The organism is Pseudomonas sp. F220 (assembly GCF_057813935.1).
Map to the genome: position 1 here is coordinate 158757 of NZ_JBVASJ010000002.1, position 21939 is coordinate 180695.

At 59.2% G+C, this 21939-nt stretch carries 18 protein-coding genes; 7 read left to right on the forward strand and 11 right to left on the reverse strand.

Annotated elements, in window-relative coordinates; all coding sequences use genetic code 11:
• Positions 1-14: 14 nt before the first annotated feature.
• Positions 15-1361, reverse strand: coding sequence for a metalloprotease PmbA (gene pmbA / locus ACZYSM_RS02610; protein WP_489068587.1), 1347 nt, complete (start codon positions 1359-1361; stop codon positions 15-17).
• A gap of 108 nt (positions 1362-1469) precedes the next feature.
• Here pmbA and yjgA point away from each other — a divergent pair, with 108 nt between their 5' ends.
• The gene (yjgA, locus tag ACZYSM_RS02615) at positions 1470-1991 is read left to right on the forward strand and encodes a ribosome biogenesis factor YjgA (RefSeq protein ID WP_489068589.1); all 522 of its coding nucleotides are present in this window, start codon (positions 1470-1472) and stop codon (positions 1989-1991) included.
• Between the two features lie 56 nt (positions 1992-2047).
• Here yjgA and tldD read toward each other — a convergent pair whose 3' ends face one another.
• The 8 genes from tldD to mreB all read right to left on the reverse strand — a co-directional run bounded on the left by tldD (position 2048) and on the right by mreB (position 13468).
• On the reverse strand, positions 2048-3490 hold the full coding sequence (tldD, locus tag ACZYSM_RS02620) for a metalloprotease TldD (protein WP_489068591.1): 1443 nt from the start codon (positions 3488-3490) through the stop codon (positions 2048-2050).
• A gap of 18 nt (positions 3491-3508) precedes the next feature.
• Positions 3509-4357: a carbon-nitrogen hydrolase family protein gene (locus tag ACZYSM_RS02625; protein WP_489068593.1), complete on the reverse strand. Its 849-nt coding sequence runs from the start codon at positions 4355-4357 to the stop codon at positions 3509-3511.
• Between the two features lie 250 nt (positions 4358-4607).
• Entirely contained in the window at positions 4608-8411 is a 3804-nt protein-coding gene (locus ACZYSM_RS02630) for a YhdP family protein (RefSeq protein WP_489068595.1), read from the reverse strand.
• Positions 8412-8486: 75 nt separating this feature from the next.
• Positions 8487-9944: a ribonuclease G gene (gene rng / locus ACZYSM_RS02635; protein ID WP_489068597.1), complete on the reverse strand. Its 1458-nt coding sequence runs from the start codon at positions 9942-9944 to the stop codon at positions 8487-8489.
• Between the two features lie 57 nt (positions 9945-10001).
• The gene (locus ACZYSM_RS02640; protein WP_489068599.1) at positions 10002-10607 is read right to left on the reverse strand and encodes a Maf family protein; all 606 of its coding nucleotides are present in this window, start codon (positions 10605-10607) and stop codon (positions 10002-10004) included.
• A gap of 98 nt (positions 10608-10705) precedes the next feature.
• Positions 10706-11194 (reverse strand): rod shape-determining protein MreD, encoded by a 489-nt coding sequence (gene mreD / locus ACZYSM_RS02645; protein ID WP_489068601.1) that lies wholly within the window; start codon positions 11192-11194, stop codon positions 10706-10708.
• Complete coding sequence (mreC, locus tag ACZYSM_RS02650; protein ID WP_489068900.1) at positions 11194-12288, reverse strand: rod shape-determining protein MreC; 1095 nt, start codon at positions 12286-12288, stop codon at positions 11194-11196. The genes mreD and mreC overlap by 1 nt, the downstream gene beginning before the upstream one ends.
• 142 nt (positions 12289-12430) lie before the next feature.
• On the reverse strand, positions 12431-13468 hold the full coding sequence (gene mreB / locus ACZYSM_RS02655) for a rod shape-determining protein MreB (RefSeq protein ID WP_002555108.1): 1038 nt from the start codon (positions 13466-13468) through the stop codon (positions 12431-12433).
• A 210-nt stretch (positions 13469-13678) separates the two neighbouring features.
• Between mreB and gatC the strand changes: the two genes are divergently transcribed.
• The 6 genes from gatC (at position 13679) to ACZYSM_RS02685 (ending at position 18970) form a co-directional block, all read left to right on the forward strand.
• Positions 13679-13966 carry an Asp-tRNA(Asn)/Glu-tRNA(Gln) amidotransferase subunit GatC gene (gene gatC / locus ACZYSM_RS02660; RefSeq protein WP_007915356.1) on the forward strand — a complete coding sequence of 96 codons (288 nt, stop codon included), beginning with the start codon at positions 13679-13681 and terminating at the stop codon, positions 13964-13966.
• A 16-nt stretch (positions 13967-13982) separates the two neighbouring features.
• Positions 13983-15434 (forward strand): Asp-tRNA(Asn)/Glu-tRNA(Gln) amidotransferase subunit GatA, encoded by a 1452-nt coding sequence (gene gatA / locus ACZYSM_RS02665; RefSeq protein ID WP_489068603.1) that lies wholly within the window; start codon positions 13983-13985, stop codon positions 15432-15434.
• A gap of 10 nt (positions 15435-15444) precedes the next feature.
• Entirely contained in the window at positions 15445-16890 is a 1446-nt protein-coding gene (gatB, locus tag ACZYSM_RS02670; protein WP_489068605.1) for an Asp-tRNA(Asn)/Glu-tRNA(Gln) amidotransferase subunit GatB, read from the forward strand.
• Between the two features lie 199 nt (positions 16891-17089).
• On the forward strand, positions 17090-17461 hold the full coding sequence (locus tag ACZYSM_RS02675) for a septal ring lytic transglycosylase RlpA family protein (protein WP_489068607.1): 372 nt from the start codon (positions 17090-17092) through the stop codon (positions 17459-17461).
• A 49-nt stretch (positions 17462-17510) separates the two neighbouring features.
• The gene (locus tag ACZYSM_RS02680; RefSeq protein ID WP_489068609.1) at positions 17511-18578 is read left to right on the forward strand and encodes a calcium/sodium antiporter; all 1068 of its coding nucleotides are present in this window, start codon (positions 17511-17513) and stop codon (positions 18576-18578) included.
• Positions 18575-18970 (forward strand): carboxymuconolactone decarboxylase family protein, encoded by a 396-nt coding sequence (locus tag ACZYSM_RS02685; protein WP_489068611.1) that lies wholly within the window; start codon positions 18575-18577, stop codon positions 18968-18970. Before ACZYSM_RS02680 ends, ACZYSM_RS02685 begins: the two co-directional genes overlap by 4 nt.
• 126 nt (positions 18971-19096) lie before the next feature.
• Here the strand turns inward: ACZYSM_RS02685 and ACZYSM_RS02690 are convergent, their stop codons facing one another.
• Positions 19097-20038: an AEC family transporter gene (locus ACZYSM_RS02690; protein ID WP_489068613.1), complete on the reverse strand. Its 942-nt coding sequence runs from the start codon at positions 20036-20038 to the stop codon at positions 19097-19099.
• Between the two features lie 346 nt (positions 20039-20384).
• Entirely contained in the window at positions 20385-21938 is a 1554-nt protein-coding gene (gene garD, locus ACZYSM_RS02695; protein WP_489068615.1) for a galactarate dehydratase, read from the reverse strand.
• Between the last annotated feature and the right edge of the window lies 1 nt (position 21939).

Here is a 21939-nt window from a genome sequence, read left to right on the forward strand (position 1 = left end):
TTATCGGTAAGGGTTTAACTACCCGCCACAGTCATCCGCTCGATCAGCACCGAACCCGTGCGAATATTGCTGCGCATTTCCAGGTCATTACCGACCGCGACGATCTGCTGGAACATGTCGCGCATATTGCCGGCGATGGTCACTTCTTGTACGGCGAACTGAATCTCGCCGTTTTCCACCCAAAAACCCGCGGCACCACGGGAGTAGTCGCCAGTCACCATGTTCAAACCCTGGCCCATCAACTCGGTGACCAGCAGCCCGCGTCCCATACGCCGCAGTAACGCAGCTTGGTCTTCGTCGCCATGGGTAACGAACAGGTTATGCACGCCACCAGAGTTGGCGGTGCTTGGCATGCCCAGTTTGCGACCGGAGTAAGTGCCCAGCACGTAAGAAACCAAATGACCGTTCTCGACGAAAGGCTTGGCGTAAGTTGCCAGACCGTCGCCATCGAACGCCGAGCTGCCCAGGGCGCGCATCAGGTGCGGCCGTTCATCCAGGGTCAGCCACTCAGGGAACAGACGTTGACCCAGCGTACCTTCGAGGAACGACGACTTTCGGTACAGATTGCCGCCAGAGATCGCCCCGAGAAAGCTGCCAAACAAACCACCCGCCAGTTCTGCGGAAAACAGCACCGGCACTTCGCAGGTTGGAACCGGACGCGCGCCCAGACGGCTAGTCGCCCGTTGCGCAGCACGCTGGCCGATGGTGACCGGATCGGTGAGCAATTCGCCCTGGCGATTCACGTCATACCAATAGTCGCGCTGCATCTGACCGTCGGCTTCGGCGATCATCACGCAGCTCAGGCTGTGACGGGTCGACGCATAACCACCAATAAACCCGTGGCTGTTGCCATACACGCGGCAGCCCTGATGGGTACTCAGGGTCGTGCCATCGGCATTCTTGATCCGGCTGTCAGTTGCAAACGCCGCCGCTTCACAGGCCAATGCCTGTTCGATGGCTTGCTCCGGAGTGATGTCCCAAGCGTGGAACAGGTCGAAATCCGGCAAATCCTTGGCCATCAAGGCGGCATCGGCCAGACCTGAGCTTTCGTCTTCGGAGGTGTGCTTGGCAATGGCCAGAGCAGCGGCGACGGTTTCGCGAATCGCCTCCGGACCGCTGGCCGAGGTGCTGGCCGATCCTTTGCGTTGGCCTACATACAAGGTGATGCCAAAGCCCTGGTCACGGTTGAACTCAACGGTTTCGACTTCCCGCTGGCGGACCGAGGTCGACAGGCCCTGTTCCAGAGATACCGCGACTTCGCAGGCGCTGGCGCCCTGGCGCTTGGCCTCAGCGATGATCTGCTCGACTTGCTCTTGCAGTGCCGGCAAAGCCTTTGGGCCGACGCTTTCTGCTGCACTCATGGTGTTCTCCACTCAAATTCTGCTTTCGGTTAAGGCCTTCGAGCGACCGGGCCGGACAAGCGGCCCCCGACTGGTTATCATGGCGGCGTTTCTTTGCGGACTGCCACCATGGTTGATTCTTACGACGACTCCCTCGATGGGGAGAAAAGCAAATCCCAGGTCAAACGTGAGCTGCATGCTCTGGTTGATCTTGGCGAGCGCCTTACAACACTCAAGCCTGACTTGCTGGCAAAACTGCCATTGACCGACGCCTTGCGCCGGGCTCTGAACGATGCGCCCAAGCACACCGCGAATATCGCGCGTAAACGGCACCTCATGTTCATCGGCAAACTGATGCGCGATCAGGACACTGACGCCATTCTGATGTTGCTTGATCAACTCGATGCCTCCACTCGGCAGTACAACGAACGTTTCCACGGCCTGGAACGCTGGCGCGATCGTTTGATCGCGGGCGATGACGGCGTCCTGGAGAAGTTCGTCATCGACTACCCGGACGCGGATCGCCAGCAAATGCGCTCCTTGATCCGTCAGGCCCAGCATGAACTTGCGCAAAGCAAGCCACCTGCTGCCAGCCGAAAAATCTTCAAGTACATCCGTGAGCTGGACGAGACACAACGCGGTCTGCGTTAGTTTTCGACCCCGGGTGGGTTGCACCGCATTGCGGTTCGCCCACCCAAGGCTCCCTCTCAAGCGCCCGTGCCACCCACGGTGATCGCATCAATTTTCAACGTTGGCTGGCCGACACCCACCGGCACCGACTGCCCGTCCTTGCCACACGTCCCTACCCCGCTGTCCAGCGCCAGATCGTTACCAACCATCGACACTTTGCTCATGGCTTCCGGGCCATTGCCGATCAGTGTCGCGCCTTTGACCGGCGCGGTGATCTTGCCGTCTTCGATCAGATAGGCCTCGCTGGTGGAGAACACGAATTTGCCACTGGTGATGTCCACCTGACCGCCGCCGAGGTTGGCGCAGTAGATACCCCTTTTCACCGAGGCAATGATTTCTGCCGGATCGCTTTCGCCAGCGAGCATGTAGGTGTTGGTCATGCGCGGCATCGGCAGGTGCGCGTAAGACTCACGACGACCGTTGCCAGTGCGGGCCACGCCCATCAGGCGGGCATTGAGCTTGTCCTGCATATAACCTTTGAGCACACCATTCTCGATCAACGTGGTGCACTCGGTCGGAGTACCTTCGTCGTCGATGCTCAAGGAGCCACGGCGACCAGCCAGCGTGCCGTCGTCGACGATGGTACAGAGCTTGGAGGCAACCATTTCGCCCATGCGGCCGCTGTAAGCCGAACTGCCTTTACGGTTGAAGTCACCTTCCAGACCGTGACCTACCGCTTCATGCAGCAGTACGCCAGACCAGCCGGAACCGAGGACCACCGGAAAAGTACCGGCGGGTGCCGGAATCGCTTCGAGATTGACCAGCGCCTGACGCAACGCCTCACGGGCATAACCCATGGCGCGGTCCTCTCCCAGGAAATAACGGTAATCGGTACGGCCGCCACCGCCGTGACCACCGCGTTCGCGGCGACCATTCTGCTCGACGATGACGCTGACATTGAAACGCACCAAGGGACGCACATCCGCCGCCAGGCTGCCGTCGGTGGACGCTACCAGAATCCGTTCCCAGACCCCGGCCATGCTCACGGTGACTTGTTGAATGCGCGAATCCAGTGCCCGGGTCGCGGCATCGATGCGCTTGAGCAGCTCGACCTTTTCGGCGCGGCTGATGACTTCCAGCGGGTTATCCGGAGCATACAGCTGGGCGACATCCTGGGTGGTGAATGCCTGCACGGTGCCATTCTGCCCGGCACGGGAGATCGAGCGGGCGGCACGGGCGGCCAGACCCAGGGCTTCGAGGGTAATGGCATTGCTGTAAGCAAAACCGGTCTTCTCGCCCGACTGCGCGCGCACGCCGACGCCTTGATCAAGATTGAAGCTACCTTCCTTGACGATGCCGTCTTCCAGCGCCCAGGACTCGGAAATCTGCCCCTGGAAATACAGGTCGGCGGCATCGATGCCCGGCCCGGCCAGATCGCCAAGCACTGCTTGCAGGCTTTCGATGGTCACGCCACCGGGCGCTAAAAGGTGTTCACTGACTGAGGACAACAACTCGCTCATATGCTTTGCGCCTTAAATTCATCGTTCTGAGGCAGGTCGCTGCGCGCCCTGCGAGAAAAAGCGCCGATGGCTCGCCACCGGCATCCGCGCCCTGATGGACGCCTGTTCGCTGCTATCGCGTTCGGCCAGCAGCACGGCCTCGCCTTGATCCTGTTCAGCCAGCACACGCCCCCAAGGGTCAATAATCGCGGCGTGGCCAAAAGTTTCTCGCGGTCCCGGGTGGGTCCCACCCTGGGCGGCCGCCAACACATAACACTGGGTCTCGATTGCCCGTGCGCGAATCAGCACGTCCCAATGAGCCGCACCGGTCACCGCGGTAAATGCAGAGGGTGCGGTGATCAATTCAGCACCCGCTGCGCGTAACTCACTGTACAACTCCGGGAAACGCAAGTCGTAGCACACCGTCAGGCCCACTCGGCCGACTGGCGTGTCCGCAACCACTACAGTGTCTCCATGAGCATAGTCATCCGACTCGCGATATCGACCGCGATTGTCGGCAACATCCACATCGAACAAATGCAGTTTGTCGTAACGCGCCACCGTCTCGCCATGTTCGTCGATCAACAAGGAGCAGGCGTTGACCTTACCGTTGGGTTGATTCTTGGGCGGCAACGGCAATGTGCCAGCCACTATCCATAAGGTGAGGTCGCGGGCGGTCTGTTTCAACCAGGGCAGGATCGGGCCGTCACCCATGGCTTCGGCGCGCCCAATGTCGGCGATATCCCGGCGGCCCATGGCAGCAAAGTTTTCTGGCAGCACCGCAAGCTGGGCACCGCCAGCCGCGGCTTGCTCCAGCAAGCGCCGGGCTTGGGCCAGATTGGCCAGAATATCGCTCTGGCTGACCATTTGAATCACCGCAAGAGACATGGCGTATTCCTTTTTTCGGTTGGTTCTGCACACCCGATGCAGGCTCTGCAAAACCCTGTAGCAGCTGGCGAAGTCTGCGTCAGGCTCGGTCCGCGTTCGGGCGTAGCAGTCGCAAATCCGGTGCGCGCGGTTAACCAGAAGAATCGCAGTGTCAGATTTTACGACCGCTTCGCGACCGGACGTAGCCTAGCGGCAACTGCTACAAAAACGCATGGGGTCATGCTACTCCCATAGCCCCCGGCGTGGTTTTTCAAAAAGGCTTGTCGAAGGTGATTTTCGGGTCCTTCCACGGACCTTTGACGTTGTATTTCACACTGGCAAAACGCGCCACGCTGTCACCGATCAGTTTGTCGATCAGGAACAATGCCCCGCCAATCGCCGGCGCACCGACGATCAAGGCGGCGATCGGCAGGTTGTTGGTCAGCGGCAACGTCACAAACAGCTTGGCATCGACACGGTCGGCAACCAGATCCAACGTGCCATTGATCTCCAGATTGCTCGATGGTCCGGTCAGCATGATCGGTTCACGCGTTACGTACACACCGTTACTAGCCACCAACAGGCCTTTTACCCGGTCGTAACTCAAGCCTTTTCCGAACAAGTCAGAGAAATCCAGGCGCAGACGCCGACCAATCGAGTTGAAGTTGAGCAGGCCAAACACCCGCAGGGCCTGTGCACCGCCCTCTACTTCAACGAACTGACCTTTTCGCAACGTTGCATCGAGGCTGCCGGAGAAGCGCTTGAGCCCGACCCAGGCCGGAGAGCCGGGCCAACGACCGTCCACATCCATATGGAAATCTTCGCTGGTCACGGTGGGAGCAAAACCCCAGCCCTTCAGCACATCCGCAAGATTCTTGCCGCCCAGCCGGCCCTTGTACCAACTGCTACTAGCCCCTGGACGGCCTTCCCAGCCGCCGGTGCCCTGCAATACCATGCCCTTGAGGCCCAGATCAAGGCTGTTGAGTGCGATACCTTTAGCAGTAGGACGCACCTTGAGCGACCAGGCGCCGATTAGATCATTGCCCTGGAACAACTGGCCTATTGAGATATCCAGCGCCAGAATTTTCGTAGGATCGACTGACACCAGAGGGTCTGGAGAGTTTTCGTCGGCCTGAACAGTCGGATCTACCGCAGGCAAACGCACATATTGCAGATTGATCGCCACCGGCGCGGCCTTGGCATCGGGTATCCCGACACTGCCTTTGGCTTGTTGGCTATCGATCTGCAACGCCCAGGCGGCCTGTTTGCGATTCAACTGCAGCGAGACCTTATCGAGGGTGCTGCCAAACCCGATGAGCTTGCCCACCTGGAAGTCGGCACTGCTCAGCAGTTGCTTGGCGCTACCGCCGGGGTCTTGCCCTGCATAGCGATCGACCAAGGCTTTCCAGGGTTCTATATCCAGCTCGGACAGCAAGCCTCGCACACGCAAGCCTTTGGCATCCGGCAACACTGCATCGCCGACACCCAGAACCAGCTCGCCCCGCCCATCGGCAATGTTGCCGCTGGGCGCTGCGAAGGTGAAGTTGGCGAGGTCGCCGTAGGTGACCCAATAACGCCGCTCAGGCCCTTGCAGAGTCATACGAAATACGGTGTCGCGGCCTTCACTGGCTCGCATGCCGAAAGGCGCAGGCAGATCCACCACAACGCCCTTGAGGCTGGAATTGACCATTAGCTGGCTGTCGGAGCCGTCGAGCTTCAGCTGCAACTGATAAGGCACGTCGCCGGAAATGGGTAGCGACTGGTTGAATTTCAGCCAGTCGGTGAGTTTCTTCACCGCCACCTGGCCCTTGGCGACGACACGAGTGTTGAGGCTGCCCGCTTTGCCGTCGGCAAAAATCTGCGCGGTAATCGGCCGGTCGAACGCCTGCGCAGTGATGCCCTGAGCACTCAACCCTTTGCTGCTGTCAAAGCGGAAATCGCCCTTGAGCTGACTAAGTTCAAGCTCTGGTTCGCTCAGCTTCAGCCGAGCCTTGGCGGTCTTGAAATCCACCAGAATTTTCGGCAACTCGCCTTTGGCCAGAGGAATATCCAGTTTCAACTTGCCCTGCAAATCACCGTCACCCTGCCAACCGGCAAAGGTTGAGGCGGTGCCTATCGGCGCTTCTTGCAGAATTTTCAAACCATCGCCCAGGCCACCCGCGAACTCACCATCAAGGAACAGACGACTGGTTTGACCGGAAGGTACATGGGGAATATTGACGTAGACATCACGAACATGGGTGTCGAGCAATTGGCCCTTGCTGGCCAGAATCCTTACGCCGCTGTCTTCGACGAACACTTCACCACTGACCTTGCTGACGTGTGGCCAACCTGGCTGGAACGCCAGCTCGGCGTCGTGAACCTTGAAGAACAGGCTGATGCTGCGTGCTGCATCGACGGCGCCGTGGTTCAGCGAGCCTTGGTACTGGAAGAAACCTTCGTCCACCGCGCCTTTGAGAATTGCCGTGCGTAACCACTCATCCAGGGCCGGGCTGAGGGCCGCAGGCAGGTATTTGGCGGTGTAACGACCGTCGCCGTCGACCAGGCCGACCCGCAGATCCAGGTAATCTTCCTGGGTGTGATCGAAGTGCAGACGGATCAGGAAGTCGCCAGCAATCTTGCCCTCTTCGCCGAGTACTTTCAGGTACGGTGCGATCAGCGTGAAGCCTTCTTTGTCGAGCTTCCAGGTCAGGCGTGCATTGGCCTGGATGTACTGCCAGGGCTTGACGAAGATTGGGTCCAGGTGCAGGGAAAAGTCCTTGCTGTCCATACGCAGCTCGCCCTGACCAAGGTCGCCACTGATGCTACCTGTGACATTTCGAGCCGCCGGGGCGCCGTGATAGGCGTTGAAACCCACCCGTTCAAGATTAGCGGCGAAGCTGACGCGCTGGTCGTCGGTCGCCTGCGGACGGTAGTCGAGCAGGACGTTGCGCAGGGTGCCAGTGACCTTAAGGTTGTCGATCACCACCGCGACATTGGCCGGAATCGGTACCAAGGCATCCAGCACCGGCGTGATCGAGGTGAGATCAAGGCGATCAGCCTGGACATGCCAGCGCTCTTGGGCTTTATCAGTCGCGGCGAACTGCTGGAGCTGCACATGCGACTCCCAGCGGGTTTCGCCGAGGTTCATGGCCAACGAATCGAGGAGTACGTTGAAGCCTTCGCCGCTGCGCTGGAAATAGGCGTTGAGCGCCAGATTCTCAATCTTCAGCGGTTTACGCTCGGCGTAGGCGCCTTTCAATTGCGGAGCATTGAGGCGGGCGACAGCGCTTTGCACAGTGCCCTTGCTCCAGCTCAGCCAAAACTCGCCACCGGCCTTGAGCTCGGAAAACTTCCATTGTTGGGTCAACCGCACCGGCAACCAGCGCGCCCAATCGCTTTGCGGCAGGCTCAGGTAAGCATCCGTTTCAGCATCGCGCCATTGGCTGGCACCCAGACGAGTGCGCAGGCTCAGGGCCAGGGGTTGACCATCAGGCAGGGTCAAGCGGGCATCGAGACGCTGGCGGGTCGCGCTGGTTTTAAGGTTCAGGCCAACATACGTCAGGGTCAGCGGGGTTTCATTGAACGGCTGCAAAGTGACCTGGCTGTCCAGCACCGACAGCTGAGAAACCATTTGCATGCGATTGAGCAGTTGCTCGGGATCGACGGGCTGCCCCTGATGAACCGGCAACCCTTCAAGTGCCCAATGGCCATCCTGGTCTTCCTTCAAGCTCAGTTTCAGGCCATTGAGTTCCAGATGAGCAATACGGATTTCGCGAGCCAGCAGGCTGGCCCAGACATCCGGCACTACCCGCACATGATCCAGGCGCAAAGCATTGGCGCCCTCGCCGACCATCACATCGTGGGCCAGCAGAATCGGCGCCAGACCGCTCCAGCTGCCTTCGAGGCTGCCGATGCTCAATGGCATATCCGTCGCTTCGCGGGCCTTGGTCTCGACATCACCGCGATACTCGGCGACCAGCGGAATGAATTCGCGACCAAGGCTGACATACAGCGCAGTCAACACCAACAACAACGCGCAAAGTCCCAAACCCCAGCGAATCAGAGCAATGAAAAAGCGTATCAGACGCTCCATGTCAGGTGGCTCCCATGGCGATAGTCATGCAAACGCTGAAGCCAGCCGCTTCCAATAAAAGTAAAGCACGCCGATTCAGAGCAGCACCACGTCATATTGTTCCTGGGAGTACATGGTTTCGACCTGAAAACGGATGGTCCGTCCGATAAACCCTTCCAGCTCCGCAACGTTACCTGACTCTTCGTCGAGTAACCGATCAACCACTTTTTGATTGGCCAGCACTCTATAGCCCACGGCCTCGTAAGCCCTGGCCTCGCGCAGGATCTCGCGGAAAATTTCATAGCACACTGTTTCCGGAGTCTTCAACTTGCCGCGGCCCTGACAACTGCTGCACGGTTCACACAGCACCTGCTCAAGGCTTTCGCGGGTACGCTTGCGGGTCATCTGCACCAGGCCCAACTCGGTAATGCCGATAATGTTGGTCTTGGCGTGATCACGCTCCAGCTGCTTCTCCAGTGTGCGCAACACCTGACGCTGGTGCTCTTCATCTTCCATGTCAATGAAGTCGATGATGATGATCCCGCCAAGATTGCGCAGGCGCAGTTGACGGGCGATCGCTGTCGCGGCCTCGAGGTTGGTCTTGAAGATCGTCTCTTCGAGGTTGCGATGGCCGACAAAAGCCCCGGTATTGACGTCGATGGTGCTCATGGCTTCCGCCGGATCGACCACCAGATAGCCGCCGGATTTGAGCGGCACTTTGCGCTCCAGAGCCTTCTGGATCTCGTCTTCGACACCGTACAGATCAAAAATCGGCCGCTCTCCCGGATAGTGTTCCAGGCGGTCAGCGATTTCCGGCATCAGTTCGGCGACAAACTGCGTGGTTTTCTGGAAGGTTTCCCGGGAATCGATGCGAATTTTCTCAATCTTTGGGCTGACCAGGTCGCGCAAGGTGCGCAAGGCCAGGCCCAGATCTTCATAAATGACGCTCGGCGCACTGATGGTCTTGATCTGCTCCGCGATCTGATCCCACAGTCTTCGCAGGTAGCGGATGTCCATCAGAATCTCATCGGCCCCGGCGCCTTCAGCGGCCGTACGCAGAATGAAACCACCGGCTTCCTTGATGCCTTCCTTAGCCACGCAGTCGCTGACCACCTGCTTGAGACGCTCGCGCTCGGCTTCGTCTTCGATTTTCAGGGAAATGCCGACGTGGGCGGTGCGCGGCATGTACACCAGATAACGCGACGGAATCGACAACTGAGTGGTCAAGCGTGCGCCCTTGGAACCGATCGGATCCTTGGTGACTTGCACGACAAGGCTCTGCCCTTCATGGACCAGGGCGCTGATGCTTTCCACTGCGGGGCCTTCACGCATGGAGATTTCCGAAGCGTGAATAAATGCTGCGCGGTCCAGACCGATATCGACGAACGCCGCCTGCATACCCGGCAGAACCCGGACCACTTTGCCTTTATAGATATTGCCGACGATCCCGCGCTTCTGGGTACGTTCGACATGAACCTCTTGCAAAACACCGTTTTCAACCACCGCCACGCGCGATTCCATCGGCGTGATGTTGATCAGAATCTCTTCACTCATGGCAGGGTCTCGCTCAGGCATATTCACGATAATGGCCGCGTCAGTCAGGTACGGCGCTTAGCGCACTGTAAGGTTTTGCCAACAGGGTATGCCGAAATGGCCGAGCAGTTCTGCGGTTTCGCACACAGGCAGGCCAACGACCGCTGAATAACTGCCATTGAGCCCCGCGACAAACACCGCCCCCAACCCCTGAATCCCGTAACCACCGGCCTTATCCTGCGGCTCGCCGCTGGCCCAGTAGGCAGCCGCCTCTTCACGGCTGATCGGCCGAAAACGCACCAGGCTTCGGACCACGCGCGATTCACAACGCTGGCCATCAAGCACGGCTATCGCGGTCAGGACTTCATGTTCACGGTCGGAGAGGGTCATGAGCATAGCCAAGGCATCTGCTTCATCAACCGGCTTACCGAGAATCTGCCCATCGAGCACCACGGCGGTGTCGGCACCCAAAACACAAATCGGTGCGCCGGATTCGCTGACTGCCAGCACTGCGTGCCCGGCTTCGGCCTTGCCACGCGCCAGACGCTCGACATAGGCCGCGGGGGATTCATCAATCAGAGGCGTTTCATCGATGTCCGCGCTGATGGCGGAAAAAGGCACGCCGATCTGCGTCAGCAGTTCACGTCGGCGTGGTGAGCCAGAGGCTAGATAGAGCGGATACATCAAGACATCTCCCTGTCGAGGTGTGGGTAGGGTCTGTTGACGTTTGGTGACGAACCGCGTTGCGATGCCAACGTCAACAGACCCTAAGCCTGACCGGATCAATTGATTTTGTAGCGGCGACTCAACCCACGCAAACCGAAGCTGACCCACGGCCAGAGCAAAGCACTGACCAATGCTGGCAATACCAGCGCCAGAGTCGGCTGGCGGTTACCCGTCAGAGCACTCAGCCACAGCTGAACCAGCTGGGCCAAGCCGAAAATCACCAGTATGACCAGACTTTGCTGCCACATCGGGAACATGCGCAAGCGCTGCTGCAATGACAGCACCAGGAAAGTGATCAAGGTCAGAATCAAGGCGTTCTGCCCAAGCAACGTGCCGTACAGCACGTCTTCCGCCAGACCGAGACACCAGGCCGTGACCATACCGACCTTGTGCGGCAGCGCCAGGGCCCAGAACGCCAACAGCAGCGCCAGCCACAGTGGACGGAGAATCTCCATGAACTGCGGCAGCGGTGAAACGCTGAGTAACAGGCCAATGGCGAAGGTCAGCCAGACCATCCAGCCATTGCGCGAATAAGTACCTACCATTACTGCCTCTCCCGAGTGGTGGTCGCCGGAGCCGCAGCAGGTGGTTTCGCCACTGCCGGGGTAGCCGGTTTAACGGGACGCGAGCGGGTATGAGCAACCGGTTTGGCTGGCACGGTAGCAGGCGCTGGCGTTGCAGCAGCCGGAGCTACGGCGGCGGCTGGCGGCGGCGTGACAAGTTTGGGAACGGTTGCCGGAATTATCGGAGCTGCACCGCTTTGCTGATCTTGCGTTTCCTGAGCCTGTGCGGCGGCGTTGGCGCGCTCTTCGGCGGTACGGTTATCGCTGAACACCAACAACAGATAACGACTACGGTTCAGAGCGGCGGTCGGAACTGCCCGAACAATTGCGAATGGCTGGCCGGAGTCATGAATCACTTCCTTGACCGTCGCCACCGGGTAGCCCGCAGGGAAACGCTGACCGAGGCCGGAGCTGACCAGCAGGTCGCCTTCCTTGATGTCCGCCGTGTCCGCTACATGGCGCAACTCCAGACGTTCCGGATTACCGGTACCGCTGGCGATGGCCCGCAGGCCGTTACGGTTCACCTGGACGGGGATACTGTGGGTGGTGTCGGTCAACAGCAGTACACGAGAAGTGTATGGCATCAACTCGACCACCTGGCCCATCAACCCACGGGCATCGAGCACCGGTTGGCCGAGAACCACACCGTCGCGCTCACCTTTGTTGATGATGATGCGATGGGTGAACGGATTGGGGTCCATGCCGATCAACTCAGCCACTTCGACCTTCTCGTTGACCAGCGCGGAAGAGTTGAGCAACTCGCGCAGCCGAACGTTCTGCTCGGTCAAGGCAGCCAGCTTTTGCATGCGGCCTTGTAACAGCAGATTTTCGGTCTTGAGTTTTTCGTTTTCGGCGACCAGTTCGGTGCGGCTGCCAAATTGACTGGCAACACCTTGCCATAGCCGCTGCGGCAGGTCAGTGATCCAGTAAGACTGCATCAGCACCAGCGACATTTGGCTACGCACTGGCTTGAGCAGTGTGAAGCGGGCATCGACCACCATCAGCGCGACCGATAGCACGACCAGCACCAACAAGCGCACGCCCAGTGAGGGGCCTTTGGTGAAAAGCGGTTTAATAAGCCGCTCCTCCCAGGCAAATGTTCTCGTTATTCATACGGCATCAAACCGGCCTGGAGCAGATTGACAGAAGATAAACGCCAACAGGCAGCACTGCAAAGTGCTGCCTGTGAGCGGAACAGCATAGATGCATCCCGCGAAATTACTCGCTGGAGAGCAGATCCATGGTGTGCTTATCCATCATTTCCAATGCACGGCCACCGCCGCGAGCAACGCAGGTCAACGGATCTTCGGCGACGATCACCGGCAGACCGGTTTCCTGGGCCAGCAGTTTGTCCAGGTCACGCAGCAAGGCGCCACCACCGGTCAGTACCAGACCACGCTCGGCGATATCGGAAGCCAGTTCCGGAGGCGATTGCTCCAGAGCGCTTTTCACAGCCTGAACGATGGTTGCCAGGGACTCTTGCAGAGCTTCCAGCACTTCATTGGAGTTCAGGGTAAATGCACGTGGAACGCCTTCAGCCAGGTTACGGCCGCGAACGTCGACTTCACGGACTTCGCCGCCCGGGTAGGCAGTACCGATTTCCTGCTTGATGCGCTCTGCAGTGGACTCACCGATCAGGCTGCCGTAGTTACGACGCACATAAGTGATGATCGCTTCGTCGAAGCGGTCGCCGCCAACCCGTACGGATTCAGCGTAAACCACGCCGTTCAGGGAGATCAGCGCGATTTCGGTGGTACCACCACCGATATCGACGACCATCGAACCGCGAGCTTCTTCAACCGGCAGACCGGCACCGATGGCAGCAGCCATTGGTTCTTCGATCAGGAACACTTCACGGGCACCGGCACCGAGCGCCGATTCACGGATGGCACGACGCTCAACCTGGGTGGATTTGCATGGAACGCAGATCAGCACGCGAGGGCTAGGTTGCAGAAAGCTGTTTTCGTGAACTTTGTTGATAAAGTACTGCAGCATCTTTTCGCAGACGCTGAAGTCGGCGATCACGCCGTCCTTCATCGGACGAATGGCAGCAATATTACCTGGTGTACGGCCGAGCATGCGCTTGGCCTCGGTGCCGACGGCAACGACACTTTTCTGATTACCGTGCGTCCGAATGGCCACAACCGATGGTTCATTCAGGACGATACCGCGCTCGCGCACGTAAATAAGGGTGTTGGCAGTGCCCAGGTCAATGGAAAGATCGCTGGAAAACATGCCACGCAGTTTCTTGAACATGGGGAAAGGACCCTAGGCAACGCGTGGGTAAAAAAGTGCGGCAAACTCTAACAACGACAGGGATTTTGGGCAAGGCGCCAATATGTTAAATTGACCGCTTTTCTGTGCACCAACCCCCACAATCGCGGCCTTATGACCGTAGAAATGCGGTAGTGTTCCGACAATCTAACACACGGACAGCATCCGTTCTGTTTTCCACTGGAGAATCCCATGGCGCTTGAACGCTCCGACGTGGAAAAAATCGCTCATTTGGCCTGCCTTGGCCTTAATGATGCCGATCTTCCACATATTACCTCCGCCCTGAACAGTATTCTCGGCCTGGTCGATGAAATGCAGGCTGTGAATACCGACGGTATCGAGCCTCTGGCCCACCCACTGGAAGCCAGCCAACGCCTGCGCGCAGACGTCGTGACTGAGTCCAATCATCGCGAGGCCTATCAGTCCATCGCACCAGCGGTCGAAAACGGCCTGTATCTGGTTCCGAAAGTCATCGACTAAAGGGAAAGAGCCTGCAATGCATCAATTGACTCTGGCCGAGATCGCCCGCGGACTCGCCGACAAAAAGTTTTCCTCCGAAGAGCTGACCAAAGTTCTGCTGGCGCGTATCGCCCAGCTCGATCCTCAGCTCAACAGTTTCATCAGCCTCACCGAAGATCTCGCGCTCACGCAGGCCAAGGCCGCTGACGTACGCCGCGCGAACGGTGAGAGCGGCGCCCTGCTCGGCGCGCCGATCGCCCATAAAGACTTGTTCTGCACCCTGGGCATTCGCACCAGCTGCGGCTCGAAGATGCTCGACAACTTCAAGGCGCCGTACGACGCTACTGTAGTTGCCAAGCTGGCCGCTGCCGGGGCTGTGACCCTGGGCAAGACCAACATGGACGAATTTGCCATGGGTTCGGCCAACGAATCGAGCTACTACGGCGCTGTGAAAAACCCGTGGAACCTCGAACACGTACCCGGCGGTTCGTCCGGTGGTTCGGCCGCCGCAGTGGCTGCTCGCCTGTTGCCAGCGGCAACCGGCACCGACACTGGCGGCTCGATTCGCCAACCGGCGGCACTGACCAACCTCACCGGCCTGAAACCGACCTACGGTCGCGTTTCGCGCTGGGGCATGATCGCTTACGCCTCCAGCCTCGATCAGGGTGGCCCGTTGGCGCGCACCGCTGAAGACTGCGCAATCATGCTGCAAGGCATGGCCGGCTTCGACCCACAGGACTCCACCAGCATCGACGAGCCCGTGCCGGACTACAGCGCCAGCCTTAACGGTTCGCTGAAAGGCCTGCGTATCGGCGTGCCGAAAGAATACTTCAGCGCCGGTCTCGACCCGCGCATCGCCGAGCTGATCCACAACAGTGTCAAAGAGCTGGAAAAGCTCGGCGCGGTGATCAAAGAAATCAGCCTGCCGAACATGCAGCACGCGATCCCTGCGTACTACGTGATCGCTCCGGCAGAGGCGTCCTCCAACCTGTCGCGCTTTGACGGTGTACGTTTCGGCTATCGCTGCGAAGACCCGAAAGACCTGACCGACCTGTACAAGCGTTCGCGCGGTGAAGGTTTCGGCCCTGAAGTACAGCGCCGGATCATGGTCGGTGCCTACGCGCTGTCGGCCGGTTACTACGACGCCTACTACCTGAAGGCGCAAAAGATCCGTCGTCTGATCAAGAACGACTTCATGGCAGCCTTTAATGAGGTCGACATCATCCTCGGCCCAACCACGCCTAACCCGGCCTGGAAAATCGGCACCAAGAACGACGATCCGGTCGCTGCGTATCTGGAAGACGTCTACACCATCACCGCCAACCTCGCCGGTCTGCCGGGCTTGTCCATGCCAGCCGGTTTTGTCGATGGCTTGCCGGTCGGCGTGCAATTGCTCGCCCCGTATTTCCAGGAAGGCCGCCTGCTCAACGTTGCGCATCAGTACCAGCTGAACACCGACTGGCACACGCGCACCCCAACAGGCTTCTGAGGAGAAACACATGCAATGGGAAGTCGTGATCGGGCTGGAGATTCATACCCAGCTCGCCACCCAATCGAAGATTTTCTCCGGTAGCGCCACCACGTTTGGCTCCGAGCCCAACACCCAGGCCAGCCTGGTAGACCTGGGCATGCCCGGGGTACTGCCGGTGCTGAACCAGGAAGCGGTGCGCATGGCGGTCAAGTTCGGCCTGGCCATTGATGCCGAGATCGGCCAGCACAACGTGTTCGCCCGCAAAAACTACTTCTACCCGGATCTGCCCAAGGGCTACCAGATCAGCCAGATGGAGTTGCCGATCGTCGGCAAAGGCCATTTGGACATCCCGCTGGAAGACGGCACGGTCAAACGCGTCGGCATCACCCGCGCGCATTTGGAAGAAGACGCCGGCAAGAGCCTGCATGAAGAGTTCAACGGTGCCACCGGCATCGACCTGAACCGCGCTGGCACGCCGCTGCTGGAGATCGTCTCCGAGCCGGACATGCGCAGCGCCAAGGAAGCCGTGGCTTACGTCAAGGCAGTCCACGCGCTGGTGCGTTACTTGGGTATCTGCGACGGCAACATGGCCGAAGGTTCGCTGCGTTGCGACTGCAACGTCTCGATCCGCCCCAAAGGCCAGGTTGAGTTCGGCACGCGCTGCGAGATCAAGAACGTCAACTCGTTCCGCTTCATCGAAAAGGCGATCAACACTGAAGTGCGTCGCCAGATCGAGCTGATCGAAGATGGCGGCAAGGTCATTCAGCAGACCCGTCTGTACGATCCGAACAAAGACGAAACCCGCGCCATGCGCAGCAAAGAGGAAGCCAACGACTACCGTTACTTCCCCGATCCGGACTTGTTGCCGGTGGTCATCGAGGATTCGTTCCTCGCCGACATCCGCGCCACCTTGCCGGAATTGCCACCGCAGAAACGTGAGCGCTTCCAGGAGCAGTTCGGTCTGTCGGTCTACGACGCCAGCGTGTTGGCTTCAAGCCGTGAGCAAGCGGATTACTTCGAGAAAGTCGTGAGCATCGGTGGCGACGCCAAACTGGCGGCCAACTGGGTCATGGTCGAGCTGGGCAGCCTGTTGAACAAACAGGGCCTGGAAATCGATGAAGCGCCGGTGTCAGCCGAGCAGTTGGGCGGTATGCTGCTGCGCATCACGGACAACACTATCTCCGGCAAAATCGCCAAGATGGTCTTCGAAGGCATGGCCAACGGCGAAGGTAGCGCGGACGAGATCATCGAGAAGCGCGGCCTGAAGCAAGTGACCGACAGCGGCGAAATCTCCAAAGTGCTCGACGAGATGCTCGCGGCCAACGCCGAACAGGTCGAACAATACCGCGCGGCTGATGAAGCCAAACGCGCCAAGATGTTCGGCTTCTTCGTCGGTCAGGCGATGAAAGCCTCGAAAGGCAAAGCCAACCCGCAGCAGGTCAACGAACTGCTGAAAAGCAAGCTCGAAGGCTGATAGCGGTCAATGGGTTCGATGTCAGGCTTAAAGCCTGGCGCAACCCTTGTGGCGAGGGGGCTTGTCCCCGTTGGTCTGCGACGCGGACCCATCATCTGCAACCGCATTCTCTCAGAAGGAATGCATTTGCGGATTTTGCGACCGTAACGCGGTCGAACGGGGGCAAGCCCCCTTACCACATCTAAATCGGGATCCCCCTATGAAGCGTCTTTTTAGCGCTTGTGCCCTGCTCTCTCTGCTGGCCGGTTGTGCCAGCCATGACATCGATCCGCGCGGCTATGACGAAACGGGCGGCGCGTCCTTTTACGGTGCCAAGCATCAGGGCAAACGTACCGCCAGTGGCGAGCCCTTTAACCAGCACGCCCTGACCGCTGCTCATCGCCAACTGCCGTTCGGCACACGAGTGAAAGTCACCAACCTGAGTAACGACAAGACCGTGGTGGTACGTATCAACGACCGTGGGCCGCATGTCCGCGGCCGCTTGATCGACTTGTCACGCGATGCTGCCGGACAACTGGGGATGCTGCACAGCGGCACCGCGCGGGTTCGAGTGCAAAGCCTCAGCGATTGACCCTGGAGCCCCGACCATTTTCGGATTAACCAATTTACCGCTGCTCAGCGTGATCCAGTTGCTCTGTGGCTTGGTGCTATTGATCGCCGGCGCTGAACTGCTGGTCCGCGGCGCCGTTCGCCTGGCCGCCCGGCTGAAAGTCCGCCCGCTGATCATCGGCCTGACCATCGTCGCCTTCGGTAGCAGCGCGCCACAAATGGCCGTGAGCCTGCAAGCGACCTTGTCGGAAAACACCGACATCGCCGTCGGCAGCGTGATCGGCAGCAACATATTCAACGTCCTTGTCACCCTTGGCCTGTCAGCCCTGATCATTCCACTGCGGGTTTCTCGGCATCTGGTGCGGCTGGACATTCCGTTGATGATCGGCGCCAGCCTGCTGGTGTTTGTACTGGCCTACAACGAAAAGCTGACGCCGCTGGATGGGGTGGTGTTGCTGACGGCACTGGTGCTGTATCTCGGGCTGTTGCTGCGCCAGTCCCGGCATTCCGCTCGCCCTCAACACACCCACGACAATGGAACGGCCAAGGCTCACGCCCCCTGGTTCAGCAGCCTGGTGATGATGCTGTGCGGGTTGGCCCTGCTGGTGTACGCCGGCCATCTGCTACTCAGTGCAGCGGTCGAAGTCGCTACCGACCTGGGGTTATCGGAGCGGATCATTGGGCTGACCATCATTGCGATCAGTACCTCGCTACCGGAGCTCGCTACCTCACTGATCGCCGCCTTGCGCGGTCAGCGCGATATTGCCGTAGGCAATGTGGTCGGCAGCAACCTGTTCAACCTGCTGGGGGTTCTTGGCGTCACCGCACTCGTGGCGCCAACACCTTTATCCGTGTCACCCAATGCGCTGGATTTCGACCTGCCGGTGATGCTCGGGGTCGCCGTGCTGTGCCTGCCGGTGTTCTATTCGGGCTACCGGATTACCCGCGCCGAAGGTTTGCTATTTCTGAGCTTGTACCTGGCTTACGGGCTGCACGTGGTGTCGTTTACAACCGGTATGCCACTGGCCGGCAAGCTTGAACACGTGATGCTGTTTTTCGTCCTGCCGGCACTGGTGGCGTTTTTGCTGTTCACGTCACTGCGCGCCTGGCGTCGCCAACACAAGAGGGAATCGCAATGACCGATAACAAGCCTGCACCTTCAAGAACGGCCGGCGTTGAAATGCGCCGCCAAGTAATGGGCGATGCCTTCGTCGACCGTGCGCTGGGCAATGCCACCGAGTTCACCCAGCCGCTGCAGGATTTCGTTAACGAGCATGCCTGGGGCAGTGTCTGGAATCGCGAAGGCTTGCCGCTGAAAACCCGCAGCCTGATCACCCTCGCCGCCCTCACAGCGTTGAAGTGCCCGCAGGAGTTGAAAGGCCATGTGCGCGGTGCACTGAACAACGGCTGCACCGTGGAAGAGATTCGTGAAGCGCTGCTGCACTGCGCGGTGTATGCCGGTGTGCCAGCAGCAATCGATGCGTTCCGTGCAGCGCAGGAAGTGATTGATGAGTATCAGAAAGCGGAGTAAGTAGCCAAAATCTGTTTTGGCAGCCCCATCGCAATCGCGAGCAAGCTCGCTCCTACAATGACCGCGTAACTCTGTAGGAGCGAGCTTGCTCGCGATTGGGCCTGAGGAACAATGAAGATCTATCGCCTAGATCCACCCACCCCACTGCAACACAAATATCCCGATATTGGTGGTCACCGCCGCCATCAGCGTGGTGATCACAATGATCGCTGCCGCCAATTCGTGATTGCCATTGGCCTGCCGGGCCATGACGAAGCTGGCAGCGGCAGTCGGGCTGCCGAAGTACAGAAACAGAATCCCCAATTCCGCCCCGCGAAAACCGCAGAGCCAGGCGCCGAAGGTTGCCAGTATCGGCAGGCCTATCATCTTCACCAGGCTAGCGCTCAACGCCAGCTCACCACTTTTGCGCAACGCCGCCAGCGACAGTGTGCCGCCGATGCAGATCAACGCCAGTGGCAACGTTGTCTGTGCCAGATACCCACCGGAGGTTTCCAGCCAGCGAGGCAAACCAATCTGGAACCAGGCGAACGGCGCGGCGGCAATTACGCTGATGATCAGCGGGTTGCTGAGCACGCTTTTAAAGATGCTCCATGGATCAGTCTTGATCACCGGGCTGTAGACCGCCAGCACAATGGTCGAGAGGGTGTTGTAGAGCAGGATCACCAGCCCCGCGAGAATCGCCCCGAGGGAAATCCCATTGTCGCCATACATGCTCGCAGCCAAGGCGAGACCGATGACGGCGTTATTGCCGCGAAACGCACCTTGGGTGTAGATCCCACGGTCTTCCAGCGGACAACGCCAGATAGCCCAACCCCAGGCAATGGCAAAACCGTCCAGCGTGGCGATGGCGAAATAGATCAGCAGTGACGGCTGCAACGCCGAATGCAGATCGGCATGCAAGATGCCGAGAAACAACAACGCCGGCATGGTGACGTTGAACACCAGTGCCGACGCGGTGTGGATAAAGTTGTCGTTGATCCAATCAATGCGTTTGAGCAATACGCCCAAAAACAACATGGCAAACACCGGCGCGGTGATGTTCAACGTTTCGAGAAAAATTGCCAGCATGCCGGGTGAACCTTATGCCTGTCGTTAGGGGGCTAATGATAAGCCAGCAGAGGCTCAAAAACCGTATTCCATTTGAATACCTAGATAGCAGCAACGTCAGATATGGAGATCTTCGACATCAGAAAGATCCACCCCTCACCCTAGCCCTCTCCCCAAAGAGGCGAGGGGACTGACCGCGAGTTCCTCTCGACATGCTACGACCTGGGATGTCGAGCTGAACGGAAACGTTAGGAACACCACAAAACGGCTCCCTTTCCCCTCTCCCCCTTGGGGAGAGGGCTGGGGTGAGGGGTGGTTTTCGAACTTGTCCGCTAACTCCCGGTAGACGCAACTCGCCCATCAGGTCTCAGGTAATCGGCGCCGGATTGAACAGCGTAATGTCGTTATGCAGTTTGTGCTGTTCAGCCCAGGTCTGTTTCTTGCCGCTGGCCACGTCCAGGTAGAAGTGGAACAACTCCCAGCCGAGCTCTTCAATAGAAGCTCGCCCCGTCGCAATACGTCCGGCATCGATGTCGATCAGGTCCGGCCAGCGCTGGGCCAGTTCAGTGCGGGTCGAAACCTTCACCACCGGCGCCATCGCCAGACCATACGGTGTGCCGCGCCCGGTGGTGAACACATGCAGGTTCATCCCTGCCGCCAGTTGCAGAGTGCCACAAACAAAATCACTCGCTGGCGTCGCGCAGAAGATCAGGCCTTTGCGCTTGAAGCGTTCGCCAGGGCCGAGCACCCCGTTAATCGCACTGCTGCCGGATTTGACAATGGAGCCCAACGACTTCTCGACGATATTCGACAACCCGCCCTTCTTGTTGCCCGGCGTGGTGTTGGCGCTGCGGTCCGCTTCGCCCTTGGCCAGGTAACGGTCGTACCAGTCCATCTCGCGCACCAGCTCCTGAGCCACCTCCTTGGTTTGCGCGCGCGAGGTCAGTAAGTAGATGGCATCACGCACTTCGGTCACTTCAGAAAACATCACCGTCGCGCCCGCCCTTAACAACAAGTCCGAGGCATAACCCAACGCGGGGTTGGCGGTGATGCCGGAAAACGCATCACTGCCGCCGCACTGCATGCCGAGAATCAACTCGGACGCCGGCACGGTTTCGCGGCGACGTTGATCGAGTTTCTTCAAGCGGGTTTCGGCCAGCTCCATGATCTGTTCGATCATCTCGTTGAAACCGTGACTGGAGTCCTGCAAGCGATACAGCCACGGCTCACTGAGGTCCACCGACCTGTCGTTCTCATGCATCACCTGCCCGGCCTGCAACTTCTCGCAGCCCAGACTGATGACCAACGCTTCGCCACCCAGATTCGGGTTGCGCGCCAGATTGCGCACGGTGCGGATCGGGATGTAGGCATCGGTCGCAGTGATCGCCACACCGCAGCCGTAGCTGTGGGTCAGCGCCACGACATCATCGACATGCGGATATTTGGGCAGCAGCTCGTCGCGGATACGCTTGACCGCATGATTCAGTACGCCGGTCACGCACTGCACGGTGGTGGTGATACCGAGAATATTGCGCGTGCCGACGGTGCCGTCGGCGTTGCGATAGCCCTCGAAGGTGAAGCCCTCAAGCGGCGCCTGCGCAGCGGGCACATCGGTGGACAGCGGCAAGCTGTCCAACGGTGGCGCGGTGGGCATGCGCAGTTGATCTTCCTTGACCCAACTGCCGCGCGGAATCGGCTGCAAGGCATAGCCAATGGTCTGGCCGTAACGAATCACCTGGCCGCCTTCTGGAATGTCCACCAGCGTCACCTTGTGGCTCTGCGGGACGAAGTCCACGGTGACCAGGCCGTCTGGAAACTCGGTGCCGGCCGGCACACCTTGGTCGTTAACCACGATCACCACGTTATCCCGCTCGTGCAGACGGATGTAGCGCGGCGAGTCGGAATGTTCAATCAACTGCATG